This window comes from Microvirga zambiensis WSM3693, from assembly GCF_016735695.1.
Classification (GTDB): Bacteria; Pseudomonadota; Alphaproteobacteria; order Rhizobiales; family Beijerinckiaceae; genus Microvirga; species Microvirga zambiensis.
This window is the reverse complement of record NZ_JAERQD010000012.1, coordinates 81680-100136: the sequence shown is the minus strand read 5'-3', so window position 1 is coordinate 100136 and position 18457 is coordinate 81680. Positions and strand designations below refer to the sequence as shown.

General features: G+C 65.4%; 19 protein-coding genes. 17 read left to right on the top strand and 2 right to left on the bottom strand.

The window, feature by feature from the left end; translation table 11 throughout:
- Nucleotides 1–12 precede the first annotated feature (12 nt).
- The gene (locus JKL46_RS11880) at nucleotides 13–768 is read right to left on the bottom strand and encodes an alpha/beta hydrolase (RefSeq protein ID WP_201833042.1); all 756 of its coding nucleotides are present in this window, start codon (nucleotides 766–768) and stop codon (nucleotides 13–15) included.
- A gap of 83 nt (nucleotides 769–851) precedes the next feature.
- Here JKL46_RS11880 and JKL46_RS11875 point away from each other — a divergent pair, with 83 nt between their 5' ends.
- From JKL46_RS11875 to pheT, 7 genes are all read left to right on the top strand, one after another.
- Nucleotides 852–2096 carry a glycosyltransferase gene (locus tag JKL46_RS11875; protein ID WP_201833041.1) on the top strand — a complete coding sequence of 415 codons (1245 nt, stop codon included), beginning with the start codon at nucleotides 852–854 and terminating at the stop codon, nucleotides 2094–2096.
- Between the two features lie 137 nt (nucleotides 2097–2233).
- Nucleotides 2234–2755 (top strand): translation initiation factor IF-3, encoded by a 522-nt coding sequence (infC, locus tag JKL46_RS11870; protein ID WP_246529274.1) that lies wholly within the window; start codon nucleotides 2234–2236, stop codon nucleotides 2753–2755.
- Nucleotides 2756–2955: 200 nt separating this feature from the next.
- Nucleotides 2956–3156, top strand: a complete 201-nt coding sequence (rpmI, locus tag JKL46_RS11865; protein ID WP_201833036.1) for a 50S ribosomal protein L35 — start codon at nucleotides 2956–2958, stop codon at nucleotides 3154–3156.
- A 42-nt stretch (nucleotides 3157–3198) separates the two neighbouring features.
- Entirely contained in the window at nucleotides 3199–3567 is a 369-nt protein-coding gene (gene rplT / locus JKL46_RS11860; protein WP_201833034.1) for a 50S ribosomal protein L20, read from the top strand.
- A gap of 190 nt (nucleotides 3568–3757) precedes the next feature.
- Complete coding sequence (gene pheS, locus JKL46_RS11855; RefSeq protein ID WP_201833032.1) at nucleotides 3758–4840, top strand: phenylalanine--tRNA ligase subunit alpha; 1083 nt, start codon at nucleotides 3758–3760, stop codon at nucleotides 4838–4840.
- Nucleotides 4840–5376 (top strand): endonuclease domain-containing protein, encoded by a 537-nt coding sequence (locus tag JKL46_RS36285; protein WP_201833030.1) that lies wholly within the window; start codon nucleotides 4840–4842, stop codon nucleotides 5374–5376. The genes pheS and JKL46_RS36285 overlap by 1 nt, the downstream gene beginning before the upstream one ends.
- The gene (gene pheT, locus JKL46_RS11845) at nucleotides 5373–7784 is read left to right on the top strand and encodes a phenylalanine--tRNA ligase subunit beta (protein WP_201833027.1); all 2412 of its coding nucleotides are present in this window, start codon (nucleotides 5373–5375) and stop codon (nucleotides 7782–7784) included. The genes JKL46_RS36285 and pheT overlap by 4 nt, the downstream gene beginning before the upstream one ends.
- Nucleotides 7785–7988: 204 nt before the next feature.
- Here pheT and JKL46_RS11840 read toward each other — a convergent pair whose 3' ends face one another.
- Nucleotides 7989–8765: a HesA/MoeB/ThiF family protein gene (locus JKL46_RS11840; RefSeq protein WP_201833025.1), complete on the bottom strand. Its 777-nt coding sequence runs from the start codon at nucleotides 8763–8765 to the stop codon at nucleotides 7989–7991.
- A gap of 176 nt (nucleotides 8766–8941) precedes the next feature.
- Between JKL46_RS11840 and JKL46_RS11835 the strand changes: the two genes are divergently transcribed.
- From JKL46_RS11835 to JKL46_RS11790, 10 genes are all read left to right on the top strand, one after another.
- Complete coding sequence (locus JKL46_RS11835) at nucleotides 8942–9946, top strand: BMP family lipoprotein (protein ID WP_201833023.1); 1005 nt, start codon at nucleotides 8942–8944, stop codon at nucleotides 9944–9946.
- Nucleotides 9947–10067: 121 nt separating this feature from the next.
- Nucleotides 10068–11591, top strand: a complete 1524-nt coding sequence (locus JKL46_RS11830; protein WP_201833021.1) for an ABC transporter ATP-binding protein — start codon at nucleotides 10068–10070, stop codon at nucleotides 11589–11591.
- The gene (locus tag JKL46_RS11825) at nucleotides 11591–12025 is read left to right on the top strand and encodes a VOC family protein (RefSeq protein WP_201833019.1); all 435 of its coding nucleotides are present in this window, start codon (nucleotides 11591–11593) and stop codon (nucleotides 12023–12025) included. The genes JKL46_RS11830 and JKL46_RS11825 overlap by 1 nt, the downstream gene beginning before the upstream one ends.
- Complete coding sequence (locus tag JKL46_RS11820; protein ID WP_201833017.1) at nucleotides 12022–13125, top strand: ABC transporter permease subunit; 1104 nt, start codon at nucleotides 12022–12024, stop codon at nucleotides 13123–13125. Before JKL46_RS11825 ends, JKL46_RS11820 begins: the two co-directional genes overlap by 4 nt.
- A 4-nt stretch (nucleotides 13126–13129) precedes the next feature.
- A complete protein-coding gene (locus tag JKL46_RS11815) occupies nucleotides 13130–14035 on the top strand; it encodes an ABC transporter permease (RefSeq protein WP_201833014.1) in 906 nt (301 codons plus the stop codon).
- Between the two features lie 2 nt (nucleotides 14036–14037).
- Complete coding sequence (locus JKL46_RS11810; protein ID WP_201833012.1) at nucleotides 14038–14442, top strand: cytidine deaminase; 405 nt, start codon at nucleotides 14038–14040, stop codon at nucleotides 14440–14442.
- A gap of 55 nt (nucleotides 14443–14497) precedes the next feature.
- Nucleotides 14498–15319, top strand: coding sequence for a purine-nucleoside phosphorylase (locus tag JKL46_RS11805; RefSeq protein ID WP_201833009.1), 822 nt, complete (start codon nucleotides 14498–14500; stop codon nucleotides 15317–15319).
- Complete coding sequence (gene deoC, locus JKL46_RS11800) at nucleotides 15312–16073, top strand: deoxyribose-phosphate aldolase (protein WP_201833007.1); 762 nt, start codon at nucleotides 15312–15314, stop codon at nucleotides 16071–16073. The genes JKL46_RS11805 and deoC overlap by 8 nt, the downstream gene beginning before the upstream one ends.
- A 1-nt stretch (nucleotide 16074) precedes the next feature.
- A complete protein-coding gene (gene deoA, locus JKL46_RS11795; RefSeq protein ID WP_201833005.1) occupies nucleotides 16075–17397 on the top strand; it encodes a thymidine phosphorylase in 1323 nt (440 codons plus the stop codon).
- The gene (locus JKL46_RS11790) at nucleotides 17394–18335 is read left to right on the top strand and encodes a 2-hydroxyacid dehydrogenase (RefSeq protein ID WP_201833003.1); all 942 of its coding nucleotides are present in this window, start codon (nucleotides 17394–17396) and stop codon (nucleotides 18333–18335) included. Before deoA ends, JKL46_RS11790 begins: the two co-directional genes overlap by 4 nt.
- The last annotated feature ends 122 nt before the right edge of the window (nucleotides 18336–18457 follow it).

The following is an 18457-nucleotide window of genomic DNA, read 5'->3' as shown; positions in this document are numbered from 1 at the left end:
TTCCCCCGCAAATCAGGCAATCGCTGCAACGGCCGCGATCAGTCGTTCGATATCCTCCGGCCGGGAGAGGCGGTGATCGCCATCCTTGATCAGGGTCAGCGAGACGCTGTCTCCCGGCAGGTGTTCCACCAGCTGCAACGCATGGTTCCAGGGCACATCGGGATCCTCCATTCCCTGCAGGATATGAACCGGGCAGCCGGTCTTGATCGGCTGCCTCAGGAGGAGGTGACGCCTTCCATCCTCGATCAGCTTCCAGGTGATCGGGTAGGGGTCGTCCGAATAGGCCGAAGGGCGGTGATAGACTCCTGTCTCCTGGACGTTGCGCCGCAATTCCTCGGGGAAGCGCGCCCACATCAGCTCCTCGGTCATGTCGACCGCTGGGGCGATGAGGACGATCCCTGCCGGCGCGATAGCGGGTCTTTTCTCCAGGACGTGCCGGGCTGCCAGCAGGCTGATCCAGCCTCCCATGGACGAGCCGACGAAGACGGGGCGCTCCTTCACGAACCGCTCGATTACGGTCAGGGCATCTTCGAGCCAGCGGGAGATGGTCCCCTCCTCGAAGGTGCCGCCCGACTCGCCATGTCCGCTATAGTCGAAGCGCAGGAAGGCGCGGCCGTTCGCTTCAGCCCATTCGTCGATGGCGGTGGCCTTGGTCGCGCGCATGTCCGACTTGAAGCCGCCGAGCCAGACGACGGGCGGGCCCTTGCCCTCCCTGGACAGCACGGCGATGGAGCGGGCATCCTGGCCGACCGTGACGCTTTGCGGCATGGTTAACTCATCCTCAACTGCTTTGAAGCAAGCGTTCATAGACGATTCTTTTGGACGATTCTTTTGAGAAGGCTCTGACTTCCGTGAGTTTTTCATCGCGACCCGGCGGAGGGACGGCTTTTCCGTCGTCTCATGTCCACCCGCTGGCAGGCCGGACAGTTCTCCAGATCGTCCCCGAGCTCGAGGCGGGCGGGGCGGAGCGCACGACTGTCGACATTGCCGAGGGCCTGGTCCATGCCGGCGCCCGGGCGCTGGTTGCGACCGAGGGCGGGCGCCTCGTCGGCGAGCTCCAGACCAAGGGCGGCATCTGGATTCCCTTTCCGGCCGCGACCAAGAACCCGTTCTCGATGCTGCTCAACGTGCGCAAGCTGGCGCGGATCTGCTACAACGAGAGGGTGTCTCTCGTGCACGCCCGCTCGCGGGCGCCGGCCTGGGTGGGGCTTGGAGCAGCGCGCTCCCTCAACATCCCCTTCGTCACCACCTATCACGGTAGCTATTCCGGCCGTTCTTCGGTGAAGGTGCTGTACAATTCGGTGATGGCGAGGGGCGATGCGGTCATCGCCAATTCCGAGTACACCGGCGAATTGATCCGGTCGGTCTATCCTCAATCCGGCGACCGGATCCGTGTCATCCATCGCGGCACGGACTTTGCCGTCTTTTCCCCCGGTGCCGTCGCCCCCGAGCGCATCGAGGCCCTGCGCAAGGCCTGGGAGGTGGCGCCGCATGAACGCGTGGTGCTGCTCGCCGCCCGCCTGACGGGCTGGAAAGGACAGAAGGTTTTGATCGAAGCGGCGGCCAAGCTGCGCGATGCGGGCCTTTCCGACGTCGCCTATATCCTTGCCGGCGATCCCCAGGGGCGGGATTCCTACGTGAAGGATCTCGACGGCCTGATCGAGGCGAAGAAGCTGAAGGGCATCGTGCGCCGGGTCGGCCATTGCACCGATATGCCGGCGGCATTCCTCGCCGCGTCCGTCGTCACCGTGCCGTCGACCGAGCCCGAGGCCTTCGGCCGCTCGGCGGTGGAGGCGCAGGCCATGGGAACTCCGGTCGTCGTCTCCGATCTCGGCGCGGTGCCGGAGACCGTTCTGTCCCCCCCGGCCGTGCTGCCGCACGAGCGGACGGGCTGGCGCATCCCGGCCGGCGATGCCGATGCGCTCGCCGATGCGCTCGGCGCGGCACTGAACCTTGGGGCGAGCGCCAGAATCGCCTTGGGTGCCCGGGCGAGGGCCCATGTGGAGCGTCATTTCTCGCTCGACCGCATGGTTTCGAGCACACTCGACGTGTATTCGGCCCTTCTCGAGGGCCGTTTTACCCATAGAACAAGTTGACTTCCCGCGCGTTTGCGCGAAATGTCGATTCATTCGTGGCAAGGCTGAGCCTACCTAGCAGGGATCCCCTGGGGATCTCCAATCCTCGGCCTAGCCCTTAACAGGAGATACGAGCCATTCGCAGACCAATGAGAGCCATGCCGGTGCCGCAGAAGGACGGACCGCGCGCCAACCGAGACATTCGCGGTGTTCGCGAAGTGCAGCTGATCGACGATGCAGGGCAGAACCGGGGCGTGATGCCCTTCTTCGATGCCCTGAAGGTTGCCGAAGAGGCCGGCCTCGATCTCGTGGAGATCTCGCCGAACGCAACCCCTCCCGTCTGCAAGATCCTCGACTACGGCAAATTCCGCTTCCTCGAGCAGAAGAAGGCCGCCGAGGCGCGCAAGAAGCAGAAGACGGTCGAGGTCAAGGAAATCAAGCTGCGTCCCGGCATCGATGACCACGATTACGAGGTCAAGATGAAGGCGATGAAGGGCTTCTTCGAGGAAGGCAACAAGGTGAAGATCACCCTGCGCTTCCGTGGCCGCGAAATGGCGCACCAGTCCCTGGGCCTGAAGGTCCTGGACCGGGTCAAGGCCGATGTGGGCGATCTCGCCAAGGTCGAGATGGAGCCGAACTTCGAAGGCCGCCAGGTCGTCATGGTCCTGGCGCCGCGGTAAGCGGCTCCGCCGACAGTGAAATTCATGGCCGCTGGGAAACCGGCGGCCATTGCCTTTTCGGCGGCCTTCTGTCATAAGCCGCCCTTCATTGAACCGCCCGGCTGTTAGGGCTGCCGTGGCGGTTCGTTTTGCTCATGCAGCAATGAAAAGGCCAAGGTGCGGCTCACGCTGCCTCCGAGGCCTGACCAAAGGAGAGCCAAATGCCCAAGCTGAAGACGAAGTCTGGCGCGAAAAAGCGCTTCAAGATCACTGGCACCGGCAAGGTCGTTTACGCCCAGGCCGGCAAGCGCCACGGGATGATCAAGCGGACCAACAAGCAGATCCGCAACCTGCGCGGCACGACGACCCTCTTCGAGGGCGATGCGTACAACGTGAAGAAGTTCTTCCTGCCCAACGGCTAAGGCGGTTCTTCCCTACATCCCGGATTTTGAAGGAGTTTTTCCATGGCCCGCGTCAAACGGGGCGTTACCGCCCACGCCAAGCACAAGAAGGTTCTGAAGGCCGCCAAGGGTTTCTACGGCCGCCGCAAGAGCACCATCCGCATCGCCAAGCAGGCGGTCGAGAAGAGCATGCAGTATGCTTATCGCGACCGTAAGAACAAGAAGCGCACCTTCCGCGCTCTCTGGATCCAGCGCCTCAACGCCGCTGTCCGCGAGCACGGCCTGACCTATTCCCGATTTATCGACGGTCTCGGCAAGGCTGGGATCGAGGTCGATCGCAAGGTCCTGTCCGAGATGGCCATCCACGAGCCGGCGGCCTTCGCCGCTTATGTGGAGCGCGCCAAGGCCTCCCTGCCGCAGCAGGCTGCCTGATCGGATAGACTAGCTTCGGTGCGGCTGGTTTTCAGCCGCACCGCCTTACTCCCCCTTCTCCGAGACCTTTCGCGCTGACGGCCTAAATGCGCTGTCGGTTGCCATTTCGCGGCTCGGAAGACTTGACGGTTCCCGCGCCGCGCCTCACTCAAAGCGCCTGCATTTGGCGTTTGTATCTGGCCAGGGACCGATGACCGATCTCAATCAACTCGAACATGACCTGCTTTCCCAGGTCGAAGCCGCCGGTGACGAAGCGGCTCTGGAAACCGTGCGCGTCTCGGCGCTCGGCAAGAAGGGCTCCGTCTCCGACCTCCTGAAGACGCTCGGCGCCATGACGCCGGAGGAGCGCAAGGAACGCGGCCCCCTCATCAACGGCCTGCGCGACAAGGTGCAGGGCGCGATCATGGCCAAGAAGGAAACGTTGGCGGAAGCCGCCCTCGACGCGCGTCTCTCCGCCGAGCGCATCGACGTGACGCTGCCCGTGCCGGAGGCGCCGGAGAGCCGCGGCCGGCTCCATCCGATCAGCCAGGTGATCGAGGAACTCACGGCGATCTTCGCCGATATGGGCTTCTCCGTGGCCGAGGGGCCGGATATCGAGACCGACTACCTCAACTTCACGGCGCTCAACTTCCCCGAGGGTCACCCGGCCCGCGAGATGCACGACACCTTCTTCCTTCGCCCCGACGAGAAGGGCGAGCGCAAGGTGCTGCGCACGCATACCTCGCCGGTGCAGATCCGCACGATGACCACCAAGGCGCCGCCGATCCGGGTCATCATCCCGGGACGCACCTACAGGCACGACTCGGACCAGACGCACACGCCGATGTTTCATCAGGTCGAAGGCCTCGTCATCGACAAGCAGGCCAACATCGCGCACATGAAGTGGGTGCTGGAGGAGTTCTGCAAGGCCTTCTTCGAGGTCGAGCAGGTGAAGATGCGCTTCCGCCCGTCCTTCTTCCCCTTCACCGAGCCCTCCGCCGAGGTCGACATCCAGTGCTCGCGCAAGGGCGGCGAGATCCGCTTCGGCGAGGGCACGGACTGGCTCGAGATCCTCGGCTGCGGCATGGTCCATCCGAACGTGCTGCGCAATTGCGGGCTCGACCCGGACGAGTATCAGGGCTTTGCCTGGGGCATGGGCATCGACCGCATCGCCATGCTCAAATACGGCATGCCGGACCTGCGCCCCTTCTTCGAGGCCGATGTGCGCTGGCTGAACCATTACGGCTTCCGCCCGCTCGACATTCCAAGCCTTGTGAGCGGTTTGACGTCCTGATGATTGTGCGCGAGCCCATCAATCCCTCTCCCCCCTTGTGGGGGAGAGTTGGAGAGGGGGGTAGCAACGGTTCGACCGGGAATGCCGATCAACCGGATGGCGCCGTACCCCCCTCCCTAGCCCTCCCCCACAAGGGGGGAGGGGATGAGCCTGCGCATGCTCACTTAACACCTCGCCAACGGTCCCAGGCCAAACGAATGCGCCGTGAGATGACGCCTGCCGAGCGAAAGCTCTGGTATGCTCTCAAGGCTCACCGTTTCCAGGGACTGCACATCCGCCGCCAAGTTCCCATGGGGCCTTATGTGGCGGACTTCGTCTGCCACGCTGCGAAAACCGTGTTCGAGGTCGATGGCTCTCAGCATGGTTTCGACCGGCATATCGAACGCGACCGTGCAAGAGATGCGTGGTTCGAGGCGCAGGGCTATCGAGTCCTCCGCTTCTGGAACCACGAAGTTCTGAGCAGTCTCGACAGCGTCCTCGATACGATCTTCGCAACCCTTTCATCCAACCTGCCCATTGCAGGAGATACACTATGAAATTCACCCTCTCCTGGCTCAAGGATCACATCGATACTTCGGCCTCCCTCGACGAGATCGTCGAGACGCTCACCCGCATCGGCCTCGAGGTCGAAGGGGTCGAGGACAAGACGAAGACTCTGGCGCCCTACACGGTCGCCTATGTGATCTCGGCCGAGCAGCACCCCAATGCCGATCGCCTGCGCGTATGCATGGTCGATACGGGCAACGGCTCGCCGATCCAGGTGGTCTGCGGCGCTCCCAATGCGCGCACCGGCATGAAGAGCGTGTTCGCGCCGCCCGGCACCTACATCCCGGGCAAGAACATCACGCTCGGCGTCGGCACCATCCGCGGCGTCGAGAGCGCGGGCATGCTGTGCTCGGGCTCGGAGCTGGAAATCTCCGACGATCACGACGGCATCATCGACCTTCCCGCCGATGCGCCGGTGGGCGTGCCTTATGCGACCTATGCCGGCCTCGACGATCCGGTGATCGAGATCAACCTGACGCCGAACCGTCCCGACTGCACGTCGATCCACGGCATCGCCCGCGATCTCGCGGCAGCCGGCCTCGGCACGCTCAAGGGCGACGCCGTTCCCGCCGTTGCGGCGAAGGGCGCGTGCCCCGTCTCGGTGACGATCGAGGACCAAAAACTCTGCCCCGCCTTCGCGCTCCGTCTCGTGCGCGGCGTGAAGAACGGCCCATCGCCTGAATGGATGCAGCGCCGCCTGCTCGGCATCGGCCTGCGCCCGATCAATGCGCTCGTCGACATTACCAACTACATGACGTTCGATCGCGGCCGTCCGCTCCATGTCTTCGATGCGAAGAAGGTGAAGGGCAACCTCACCGTGCGTCGGGCGAAGGAGGGCGAGGAGGTGCTCGCGCTCGACACCCGCACCTATAAGCTCGATCCGAGCATCGTGGTGATCGCGGACGAGAGCGGCGTCGAATCCATCGGCGGCATCATGGGCGGCGAGCATTCCGGCTGCGACGAGAATACAACCGACGTGCTGATCGAATCGGCGCTTTGGGACCCGCTCAACATCGCGCAGACCGGCCGCAAGCTCGGTATCATCACCGATGCGCGCTACCGCTTCGAGCGCGGCGTCGATCCGGCGTTCACGATGCCGGGCCTCGACATGGCCACCAAGCTGGTGATCGACCTGTGCGGCGGCGAGGCGAGCGAGGCCACGCTGGCCGGGGAGATTCCGCAAAGCAGGCTCGTGATCGATTTCCCGTGGAGCGAGGTTCCGCGCCTCTCGGGCCTCGACGTGCAGCCTGCCGAATCCGAGGGCATCCTGAAGAAGCTCGGCTTCCAGGTTCAGGGCTCCGGCGAGCGCGTCAGCGTCACCGCGCCGTCCTGGCGTCCGGACATCGAGGGCAAGGCCGATCTCGTCGAGGAGGTCATCCGAATCGCCGGCGTCGACCGCATCCTGCCGAAGCCGATGCCGCGCCTCGAAGATGCGGTGGCCAAGCCCATCCTCACCCTGATCCAGAAGCGCACGCGCCTGGCGCGCCGCTCGCTCGCCGTGCGCGGGCTGGTGGAGGCCGTCACCTGGTCGTTCATCTCGAAGGACGAGGCGGAGCTCTTCGGCGGCGGCGATGGCCGTCTGGCGCTCGCCAATCCGATTGCGGCGGAGCTTTCCGACATGCGCCCGAGCCTGCTGCCGGGCCTGCTGAAGGCGGCCCAGCGCAATGCGGATCGCGGGCTCGGTGACGTCGCCCTGTTCGAGGTGGGGCAGACCTTCGCCTCGGATCAACCGGAAGGCCAGTCGATCAAGGCTGCCGCCGTCCGCCGCGGCACGGCTAGGCCTGAGGGCGTCGGCCGCCACTGGGCCGGCGGGGCCAAGAGCGTCGATGCCTTCGACGCCAAGGCAGACGTGCTGGCCATGCTGGCGACGCTCGGCATACCCGCCGGCGGCCTCCAGATCGTCGCCGGCGGCCCGGCCTGGTTCCATCCCGGCCGCTCGGGCACGCTGCAGTTCGGGCCGAAGAACGTGGTCGGCGCCTTCGGCGAGGTGCATCCGAAGATCCTGAAGGCGCTCGACCTGAAGGGTCCGCTGGTGGCCTTCGAGCTCAATCTCGACGCGCTGCCGCCGCCCAAGGCGAAGCCGACCAAGATGAAGCCGAAGCTGAACCTGCCCGACTTCCAGCCGCTCACCCGCGACTTCGCCTTCGTGGTCGGCCGCAACGTCGCGGCAGGCGACATCGTGAAGGCGGCGCAGGGTGCCGAGCGCCAGCTCATCGTCGGCGTCGACGTGTTCGACATCTACGAGGGCACGGGCATCGACCCGGACAAGAAGTCCGTCGCCATCGCCGTTACCCTGCAGCCGACGGAAAAGACGCTCACCGACACGGAGATCGAGGCGGTGTCCGCCAAGATCGTTGGCGAGGTGTCGAAGAAGACCGGCGCGGTGTTGCGGGGGTAGCGCGCGCTCAACCCTCCCCCGAATGCGGGGGAGGGTGGCGAACGAAGTGAGCCGGGAGAGGGGGCGTTCGACGTCGAGCACAGCCCCTCTCCCGACCCTCGCTGATGCGAGGGTCACCCTCTCCCATCGCAAGTCGGGTGTTCCCGACTTGCGCATTTAGAATGCCGATATCGGGAACACCCGATATCGGTTGGGGAGAGGGTGTTAGCGCGGTGTCCCGTTCAACGGATTCCCCTCGTCCCATTCGTACCGCACCGTGTCGAACCGCATCGAAAGCGCGTCCACCATCAGCAGGCGCCCGACGAGGCTCTCGCCGAATCCGACGATCTCGCGGATCGCTTCCATCGCCATCAGGCTGCCCATGACGCCCGCGAGCGCGCCAAGTACGCCTGCTTCCGCACAGGTCGGGATCGCGCCTGGCGGAGGCGGGGAGGGGAAGAGGCAGCGGTAGGTCGGGTTGGGTCGTCCCTCCGGGCCGGCCGCATGGGCCCGGATCGTGGTGAGCGAGCCGTCGAACTGTCCGAGCGCCGCCGTGACCAGCGTTTTCCTCTCGAAGAAACAAGCATCGGAAACCGCATAGCGGGTGTCGAAATTGTCGGACCCGTCGGCGACGAGGTCGTAGCGGCGGACGAGGTCCCGCGCATTCCCATCCGTCACGCGAAAGGGGTGAGGCTCGACGCTCACGTGCGGGTTGAGGCGCCCGACCGCCTGGGCTGCGCTCTCCACCTTCGAGCGGCCGAGATCCGGCGTGCCGTGGATCACCTGCCGCTGCAGGTTGGAGAGGCTCACCGTATCGTCGTCGACGATGCCGATGGTGCCGATGCCCGCGGCCGCGAGATACTGAATCAGCGGGGCGCCTAAGCCCCCGGCACCGATCACGAGAATGCGAGCGCGTTTAAGCTTCTGCTGGCCGGGTCCGCCCACATCCCTCAGAACGAGGTGGCGGGCATAGCGATCGATTTCGTCCGGGGATAGAGGCATGCCATGACCTTAGAGCATCCTTTTCCCCACGATGCGCTGAAAAGGGTTTAGCTATCAACCATTCCTTGAAGGAAATAACATGCCGCCTTGACAGAGGCCTTGGCGTTGTGACCCTTGCCGTGCCATCGTCATGGGGCAACCGGCAGCAAGCCGGCGTCTAACAGGGAACAAAGCCGATGACAGTCACCAAGTTCGGCCTCGCGCTCGCGGGCCTCGCCATTTCCGCCACCGCTGCCTTCGCGCAGCAGGCCGCCTTCAAGCCTGCGGTCGTCTACGATCTCGGCGGCAAGTTCGACAAGTCCTTCAACGAAGGCGTCCATATGGGCGCGGAGAAGTTCAAGAAGGACACCGGCACCGAATACCGCGATTTCGAGCCTCAGAACGATTCCCAGCGCGAGCAGGCCCTGCGCCGCTTCGCCCGTGACGGCTTCTCGCCGATCGTCGCCGTGGGCTTCTCCCAGGAGACCGCGCTGAAGAAGGTCGCCGAGGAGTTCCCGAAGACCCAGTTCGCCATCATCGACGCTGTGGTCGAGAAGCCGAATGTGGAATCCATCGTGTTCAAGGAGCATGAGGGCTCGTTCCTGGTCGGCCTCCTGGCGGCCCAGGCCTCCAAGTCCGGCAAGGTCGGCTTCGTGGGTGGCATGGACATCCCGCTCATCCGCAAGTTCGCCTGCGGCTACGTCCAGGGCGTGAAATACGCCAAGAAGGACGCCGAGGTGTTCCAGAACATGACCGGCACCACCGGCGCTGCCTGGAACGACCCGGTGAAGGGCGGCGAGCTCGCCAAGGGCCAGATCGATCGCGGCGCCGACGTGGTCTATCACGCGGCCGGCGGCACCGGCGTCGGCGTGCTGCGCGCGGCTGCCGATGCGGGCAAGCTCGGCATCGGCGTCGACTCGAACCAGAACGCCATGCATCCGGGCAAGGTGCTGACTTCCATGGTCAAGCGCGTCGACGTTGCCACCTACAACGTGTTCGACCAGTCCAAGAAGGGCTCCTTCAAGGCCGGCCTCCAGGTTCTTGGCCTCAAGGAAGACGGCGTCGCCTGGGCGCTCGACGACAACAACAAGTCGCTGATCACCCCCGACATGAAGGCCGCCGCCGACAAGGCCGCCGCCGACATCAAGTCCGGCACGATCAAGGTTCACGACTACATGTCGGATTCCAAGTGCCCGATGTAAGATAGAGAACGTCCCGGCCGCAGGCCTTGGCGGGCCTGCGGCCGGATCCATTTTCGACCGCACTTTGTATTTCCGATAGGATCCGGCGTCTTAGTATTTGCCGGCAGACCGCTTGAGGCCGATGTCCCCAGCCATTGAACTCATTGCCATCAACAAGAGCTTCGGCACCGTTCACGCCAACAGGAACGTGAACTTAAGTGTGGAGCGCGGGACGATCCACGGCATCGTCGGCGAGAACGGGGCGGGCAAGTCGACCCTCATGTCGATCCTCTACGGCTTCTACGAAGCCGATTCCGGCGAGATCCAGGTCAACGGCCAACCGATCGCCATTCGCTCACCCAACGACGCCATCAATGCCGGCATCGGCATGGTGCATCAGCACTTCATGCTGGTGGAACCTCTGAGCGTGGTCGACAACGTGATGCTCGGCGCCGAAGGCGGCGCCATGCTGCGCGTAGGCGAGGCGAAAGCCCGTGCGGAGCTTGCGCGGCTGGCAAGAGATTACGGCCTCGAGATCGACGTGGATGCGACCGTCGGTGATCTTTCCGTCGGCCTGCAGCAGCGCGTGGAGATCCTGAAGGCGCTCTATCGCGGCGCCGACATCCTGATCCTCGATGAGCCCACCGCCGTGCTCACGCCGGCGGAAGCCGATGCGTTGTTCGAGCTGCTCCGCTCGCTCAAAGAGCAGGGCAAGACCGTCATTCTCATCACCCACAAGCTGCGCGAGATCATGGCGATCACGGATCGCGTCTCGGTCATGCGCCGCGGCGAGATGGTGGCGACGCTCGAGACGGCCGACACCTCGCCGCCGGAACTGGCGGAGCTGATGGTGGGGCGGCGCGTGCTCCTGCGCGTGGAAAAGGCCGAGAAGATTCCCGGCGCGCCTTTGCTCGAGATCGACAACCTCTCCGTCGTCGATGCGCGCGGCGTGCTGCGGGTGGCAAACGCTTCCTTCAATGTCCGCGCGGGCGAGATCGTCGGCATCGCGGGTGTGGCCGGCAACGGTCAAAGCGAGTTGTTGGAAGCCATCGCCGGCATGCGCCAGCCCATGCTTGGCTCGCTCCGCGTTGAGGGGCGGAACATTTCGTCCTCCGAGCACAACCCGCATCGCATGCGCCAGCTCGGCCTGCTTCACGTGCCGGAGGATCGGCTGCGCATGGGGCTCGTGCCGGCCTTTCCCGCGTTCGAGAGCGCGATCCTCGGCTTCAGCGACGAGCCGCAGCTCGGCCGCGGGCCGATCCTCGACCATGATCGCCTGATCGCGGATCTCACGAAGAAGATGGAGCAATACGACGTGCGCCCGCCGGCGCCGCGGCTGAAATCGTCGAAGTTTTCCGGCGGCAATCAGCAGAAGATCGTGCTCGCCCGCGAGATCGAGCGCCATCCCAAGGTGCTGCTCGTCGGCCAGCCGACACGCGGCGTCGATATCGGCGCCATCGAGTTCATCCACCGCCGCCTGATCGCCTTGCGCGATGCGGGCGTCGCGATCCTGCTCGTCTCGGTGGAACTCGACGAGATCATGAACCTCTCCGACCGCATTCTCACCATGTGCGGCGGCAAGATCACCGGCGAGCGCAAGGCTTCCGCGACCAACGAGCAGGAACTCGGCCTGCTCATGGCCGGCGTCACCGACGAGGCCGCCTGATGCAGCCGCGATTGACCCTCGTCACGCTCGGCGTGGCCGATCTCGCAAAGGCCAGAGCCTTCTATGAAGCCTGGGGCTGGAGGGCGTCGTCAGCGAGCCAGCCCAGCGTCGCGTTCTTCCAGGCGAATGGCCTCGCGCTCGGCCTCTTCGGCCGCGCCGACCTCGCCAAGGATGCCGGAGTCGAGGACAGACCCACGGGCTTTGCCGCCATCACGCTCGCCTACAACGCGCGCTCCAAGCAAGAGGCCGACGAGGTCTATGCGCTTGCCGTGAAAGCGGGCGCGCATCCCGTGAAGCCGCTGCAGGATGTTTTCTGGGGCGGCTATTCGGGCTATTTCGCCGATCCCGACGGGCATCTCTGGGAAGTCGCCTGGAACCCGTCCTTCCCCCTCGACGAACAGGGCCACATGTTCCTGCCGGATACTGAAACGTGAGCGCTCCTCTCGATCTGCCCCGATGGGCCGACACCGTTCTCGTCCCCGCGCTCTCCGTGGTGGCGGCGTTTCTCGTCGCCGGCCTCGTGGTGCTCGGCATCGGCGAGAATCCGCTCTCCGCGACGCGGTACCTTTTGCAGGGCAGCCTCGGCACCGGGGAGGGGCTCGGCTTCACCCTGTTCTACATGACGGATTTCATCTTCGTCGGCCTTGCCGTCGCGGTGGCCTATCATGCCGGATTGTTCAATATCGGCGGCGAGGGCCAGGCGACGCTGGCGGGGCTCGGCGTCGCGCTCGTCGTCAACAACCTCACCTTCCTGCCGGGCTTCCTGCTCATTCCGCTCGGCATCCTGGGCGCTGCCGCCTTCGGCGCCGCCTGGGCCGCCGTGCCCGGCTATCTGCAGGCCAAGCGCGGCAGCCACATCGTGATCACGACGATCATGTTCAACTGGCTCGCCAGCGTGCTGATCGTCTATCTGCTCGTGAACGTGCTGCGCGAGCCGCAATCCATGAACCCGGAAACGCGCGCCTTCCCGGACCAGGCGCGGATCCCCTTCGTTCACGAGGTCCTCGGCGCCATCGGCATCGAGATCCCTGCCTCCCAGCTCAACCTCACGCTGGTGCTGGCCCTCGCTGCATCCTATTTCGTCTGGCTTCTCATCTACCGCTCGCGCCTCGGCTACGCGATCCGCGTCGTCGGCTCGAACCCGAGTGCCGCGGTCTATGCGGGCATCTCGCCTGCCCGCATCACCATCATCGCCATGCTGCTCTCCGGCGCGCTCGCGGGCGGCCTCGCGGTCAACGAACTCATGGGCTACCAGCACCGACTGCTGCTCGAATTCACCTCCGGCTACGGCTTCGTCGGCATCGCGGTGGCGCTGATGGGCCGCGCGCATCCGGTCGGCATCATCCTGGCCTCGCTGCTGTTCGGCATCCTCTATCAGGGCGGTGCCGAACTCGCCTTCGAGCAGCCGGCCATCACCCGCGACATGGTGGTGGTCATCGGCGGCATCATCATCCTGTTCGCGGGCGCCCTCGACGGGCTGTTCCGCCGCGCGGTGGCGCATCTCTTCGCGCGTCAGAAGCTGGCGAGGGCGTGAGACCATGGATCTCGGCATTCTCGTCACGATCTTCGACTCGGCCCTGCGGCTCTCGATCCCGCTGCTCGCGGCCTGTCTTGCCGGGCTCTGGTCCGAGCGCTCCGGCGTGGTGGATATCGGGCTGGAAGGCAAGATGCTGGTGGCGGCCTTCGCCGGCGCCGCCGGCGCCTATGCCTTCGGCTCCGCCTGGGCTGGCCTTCTCGCCGGCATCCTTGCATCCATCGCCATCGGGCTCGTTCACGGCTTCGCCTCGATCAGCCAGCGCGGCAACCAGATCGTCTCAGGCGTCGCCATCAACATGCTGGCCGCAGGGCTGACCGCGATCGTCGGCAATGCCTGGTACGGGCAGGGCGGGCGCACACCGCCGCTGGAGGGCGATCAGCGCTTCGGCGCGGTGCTCTTCGGCCATTCGGCCCTGGTCTACGTGGTGCTACTGGCCGTGCCGGTGACCTGGTTCGTCCTCGGCCGCACCCGCTTCGGGCTGCGGCTGCGCGCGGTCGGCGAGAACCCAGCTGCGGTCGACACGGCCGGCATCTCGGTCACGGGCCTGCGCTACACCGCCGTCATCATCGCCGGGGTGCTGTGCGGGCTGGCCGGCGTCTATCTGTCCGTCGGACAGGCCGCGGGCTTCCTGCCCAACATGACGGCGGGACGAGGCTTCATCGCGCTCGCGGCCCTGATCTTCGCCAAATGGCGGGCCTGGCCGGCGCTTGGCGCCTGCTTCCTCTTCGGCCTGCTCGATGCCAGCGCCAACCAGCTGCAGGGCCTCTCGCTGCCGGGAATCGGCGAGGTGCCGGTACAGGCGATCCAGGCGCTGCCCTATCTTATGACCGTGATCCTGCTCGCGGGCGTCATCGGCAAGGCGATCCCGCCGCGTGCCGCCGGCGTGCCCTATGTGAAGGAGCGCTGAGCATGCCCTCGCTCGACACCCTGTTCGAGGCGGCCAGGGCGATCCAGGCCAAGGCCTATGCGCCCTATTCCCGCTTCAAGGTGGGCGCTGCGATCGCAACCTCCGACGGCCAGGTCTTCACCGGCTGCAACGTGGAGAACGCGGCCTATCCGGTTGGCGCCTGCGCGGAGGCCGGCGCCATCTCGGCCATGATTGCGGGCGGCGCAGGCCGTATCGCGCAGATCGTGGTGATGGGCGAGGGCGAGCACCTCGTCACCCCCTGCGGCGGCTGCCGCCAGCGCATCCGCGAATTCGCTTCGCCCGATACGCCGATCCATATCGCCGGCCCCGAAGGCATCCGGAAGAGCTTCACCCTCGACGAGCTGTTGCCCTTCTCCTTCGGGCCCGACAACCTGACGGGCCGGTAGGCCGGTCCGCCCTCTTTTGTGATGGAAGGAAGGCCTGCTTTTCAGGCCTGAAACGATGACGATGCAACAGATGATTCAGGAAGCGGCCGAGTTCGTGCGAAGCCGCGGCTTCGACGGCCATTTCGATGCGGCGTTCGTGCTCGGCACGGGGCTCGGCACCCTCGTCGACGAGGTGAGCGATGCGGTGAGCCTCGCTTACGCCGATATCCCGCATTTTCCGAAGAGCGGCGTCTCCGGCCATGCGGGCAAGCTTGTCGCCGGCACGCTGGAGGGCAAGCGTGTTCTGCTGTTCCAGGGGCGCGCGCATTACTATGAGACCGGCGATGCCGGCGCGATGCGCCTGCCGGTGGCCTTCGTGCAGGCCCTCGGTGTCCCGGTCTTCGTCGCCACCAATGCGGCCGGTTCGGTGAGTGCGAAGATTCGCCCCGGCAGTCTTGTCGCGATCAGCGACCATCTCAACCTCTCGGGCGCCAACCCGCTGCTGCGCGATCATACCGAAGGCCGGTTCGTTTCGATGACGGATGCCTACGATCCGGGTCTTCGGCAGGTGCTGCAACAGGCTGCAAAGAAAAGCGGCATCGCGTTGCCGGAAGGCGTCTATGCCTGGCTCTCGGGCCCGAGCTTCGAGACGCCGGCGGAGATCAGGATGGTGCAGGTTTTGGGCGGCGATCTCGTCGGCATGTCGACCGTGCCGGAGGTGATCCTCGCGCGCTATTACGGCCTCAAGGTCGCCGCGATTTCCGTCGTCACCAACCTTGCCGCCGGCATCGAGGGCGCCTCGCCCTCGCACCAGGAGACCAAGGACACGGCGGCGGAAGCCTCGGAAAAATTCAAGAAGCTCATCCGGTCCTTCGTTGCGGAGCTCTCCCATGTCTGATGTGCAAAACGCGACGCGCGCGCTACGCAGTCTCGATCTCACGGATCTGACGGATACCTGCACCGATCAGGCCATCGACGCGCTTTGCAAGAAAGCGCTCGATCCGCGCGGGCCGGTCGCTGCCGTGTGCGTGTGGCCGCAATTCGTGAAGCGGGCGCAGGCGAACCTCAAGGGCTCGCCCGTGCGCATCGCGACGGTCGTGAACTTCCCCGCCGGCGGCGAGGATGTGAGCCGCGTCGTCGACGATACGCAGGAGGCGCTCTCCGACGGCGCCAACGAGATCGATCTCGTCCTGCCCTACAAGGCTCTGCGCCGTGGCGATATCGCGGTCGCCACCGAGATGGTGGAAGCCGTGCGCGATCTCGTCGACGGGGATCGTCTGCTCAAGGTCATTCTCGAAACCGGCGAGTTGCAGGATCCGAAGCTCATCGAGGCGGCGAGCCGCATCGCCATCGAAGCGGGTGCGGATTTCATCAAGACCTCCACCGGCAAGACGTCGCTTTCCGCGACGCCGGAAGCGGCCGAGATCATGCTCAACGCCATCAAAGCGTCGGGCAGGCCTATCGGATTGAAGCCCTCGGGCGGCATTCGCACGGTCGAGGACGCGAAGACCTATCTCGATCTCGCCGACCGCATCATGGGGCAGGGCTGGGCCACGCCGAAGACCTTCCGCATCGGCGCGAGCAGCGTCTACGACACGCTGATCGCTGCCATCGAAGGCAAGACCGGCGCAGCCGCTACCGGGACTTACTGACATGGTCCGTCTTCCGCAGGAAATCATCCGTCACAAGCGTGACGGCGGCACGCTCGATCCGGAGCATATCGAGCACTTCATCGAAGGATTGACCGCAGGCCATGTCACGGAAGGCCAGGCGGCCTCTTTCGCCATGGCGATCTTCTTTCAGGGGCTCTCGATTCCGGAGCGCGTGGCGCTGACGCGCGCCATGGTGAATTCAGGCACTGTGCTGAAGTGGGACCTGCCGGGCCCTGTGCTCGACAAGCATTCGACCGGCGGCGTCGGCGATACGGTGAGCCTTCCGCTCGGGCCCGCGGTGGCGGCTTGCGGCGGCTATGTGCCGATGATCTCCGGTCGCGGCCTCGGTCATACCGGCGGCACCCTCGACAAGTTCGATTCCATTCCAGGTTACGTCACGCAGCCGGACATCGAAACCTTCCGCCGCGTGACGCGGGAGGTGGGCTGCGCCATCATCGGTCAGACTTCCGATCTCGCGCCCGCCGACAAGCGCCTCTATGCGATCCGCGACGTGACGGCGACGGTGGAATCGATCGATCTCATCACCGCGTCGATCCTGTCGAAGAAGCTCGCCGCCGGCCTCGACGGTCTCGTGATGGACGTGAAGTTCGGCTCCGGCGCCTTCATGGACAACGCGGACGACGCGCGCAAACTCGCCGAGAGCCTGGTGCTCGTCGCCAATGGTGCCGGCCTTCCGACGGCTGCGGTTCTCACCAACATGGACGAACCGCTCGCTTCCGCCGCAGGCAATGCGGTCGAGATGGCCTATGCGGTGGACTACCTCACGGGCCGCCATCGCGAGAGGCGCTTCCACGAAGTGACGGTGGAGCTCTCCGCCGAGATGCTCCTGCTCGGTAAGCTCGCCGCCACCATCGAAGAAGCGCGGGCGAAGATCGAGCACGCGATATCCTCCGGCAAGGCTGCGGAGGTTTTCCAGCACATGGTGACGGCGCTCGGCGGTCCCGCCGATTTCGTCGCGAACTATGAAAAGTATCTGCCGAGTGCTCCCATTGTCCGCCCGGTCTATGCCGAGCGCTCCGGCATCGTGCAGAGCATCGCCACGCGTCAGGTCGGCGTCGCGGTGGTCGCGCTCGGCGGCGGCCGCACGCGCGCGGAGGATCCCATCGATCACGCGGTCGGTCTGACAAAGCTCGCCTCCGTCGGCGACACGATCGATGCTTCGCGCCCGCTCGCCATCGTGCATGCGCGCAGCGAGCAGGCGGCCGAGGCGGCGGCGCATACATTGCGCGAATCCTATCGCATCGGCGATGCGCCGGCCGCATCCGCGCCCAGCGTCCTCGAACGGATCGAGGCAACAGCATGAGCCTTCTCGTTGCCGTCACCTGGGAGACGCAGCCCTGGGTCGAGCGCTTCCGGCGCCATCTGCCTGACCGTGACATCGTCGTGCTGGGCGAAAGTTTCGACAAGGCGGCCGTCCGTTACGTGGCGACCTGGGGGCCGAAACCGGGAAGCCTCTCCGGCCTGCCCAATCTCGAAGCGCTCTTCTCGCTCGGCGCCGGCGTCGATCACCTGATGGGCTATCCCGATCTGCCGGATGTGCCGATCGTGCGCGTGGCGCAGGACGATCTCACCCATCGCATGAGCGAATACATGGTGCTGCATTGCCTCATGCACCTGCGCGACCAGCGCCGCTTCGACGAGGACCAGACGGCGAAGCGCTGGCGGCCCGACCGTGCGCCACCCATCGCAGGCGATGTGCGCATCGGCATCATGGGTTTCGGCGTGCTGGGACAGGATTCCGCCCGCAAGCTGAAGACGATGGGATTCGATGTCGCCGGCTGGAGCCGCACGCCGAAATCCGTCGATGGATTCCAAGTCTTTGCCGGCGAGGAAGGTCTGACGCCGTTCCTCAACCGCACTGACATCCTCATCGCTCTCATGCCGCTCACGCCGGACACGAAAGGGATCCTCAACCGCTCCCTGTTCGAAAGGCTCGCCCGCGGCGGCGCGCTCGGCGGGCCGATCCTGATCAATGCGGGGCGCGGCAAGCTGCAGGTGGAGTCGGACATCCTGTCCTGCCTCGACGACGGCATCCTGCAGGCGGCGACCCTCGACGTGTTCGAGACCGAGCCGCTGCCGAAGGATTCACCGCTCTGGACGCATCCGCGCGTCACGGTCACGCCGCACAACTCGGCGACGAGCGAGCCGGAAGCGACCGCCCGCTACATCTCGCAGCAGATCCGCCGGTACGAGGCGGGGGAGGCGTTCGAGAACGTGGTGGATCGGGTGAGGGGATATTGAGGGAAGCACGTCATCCCGGACGAGCAAAGCGAGATCCGGGATCGCTAAACGGACGAGGCATTTCTCTCGACGTCATCACCGGCCTTGTGCTGGTGATCCCGATGAGCGAAACGCAGCGCTTT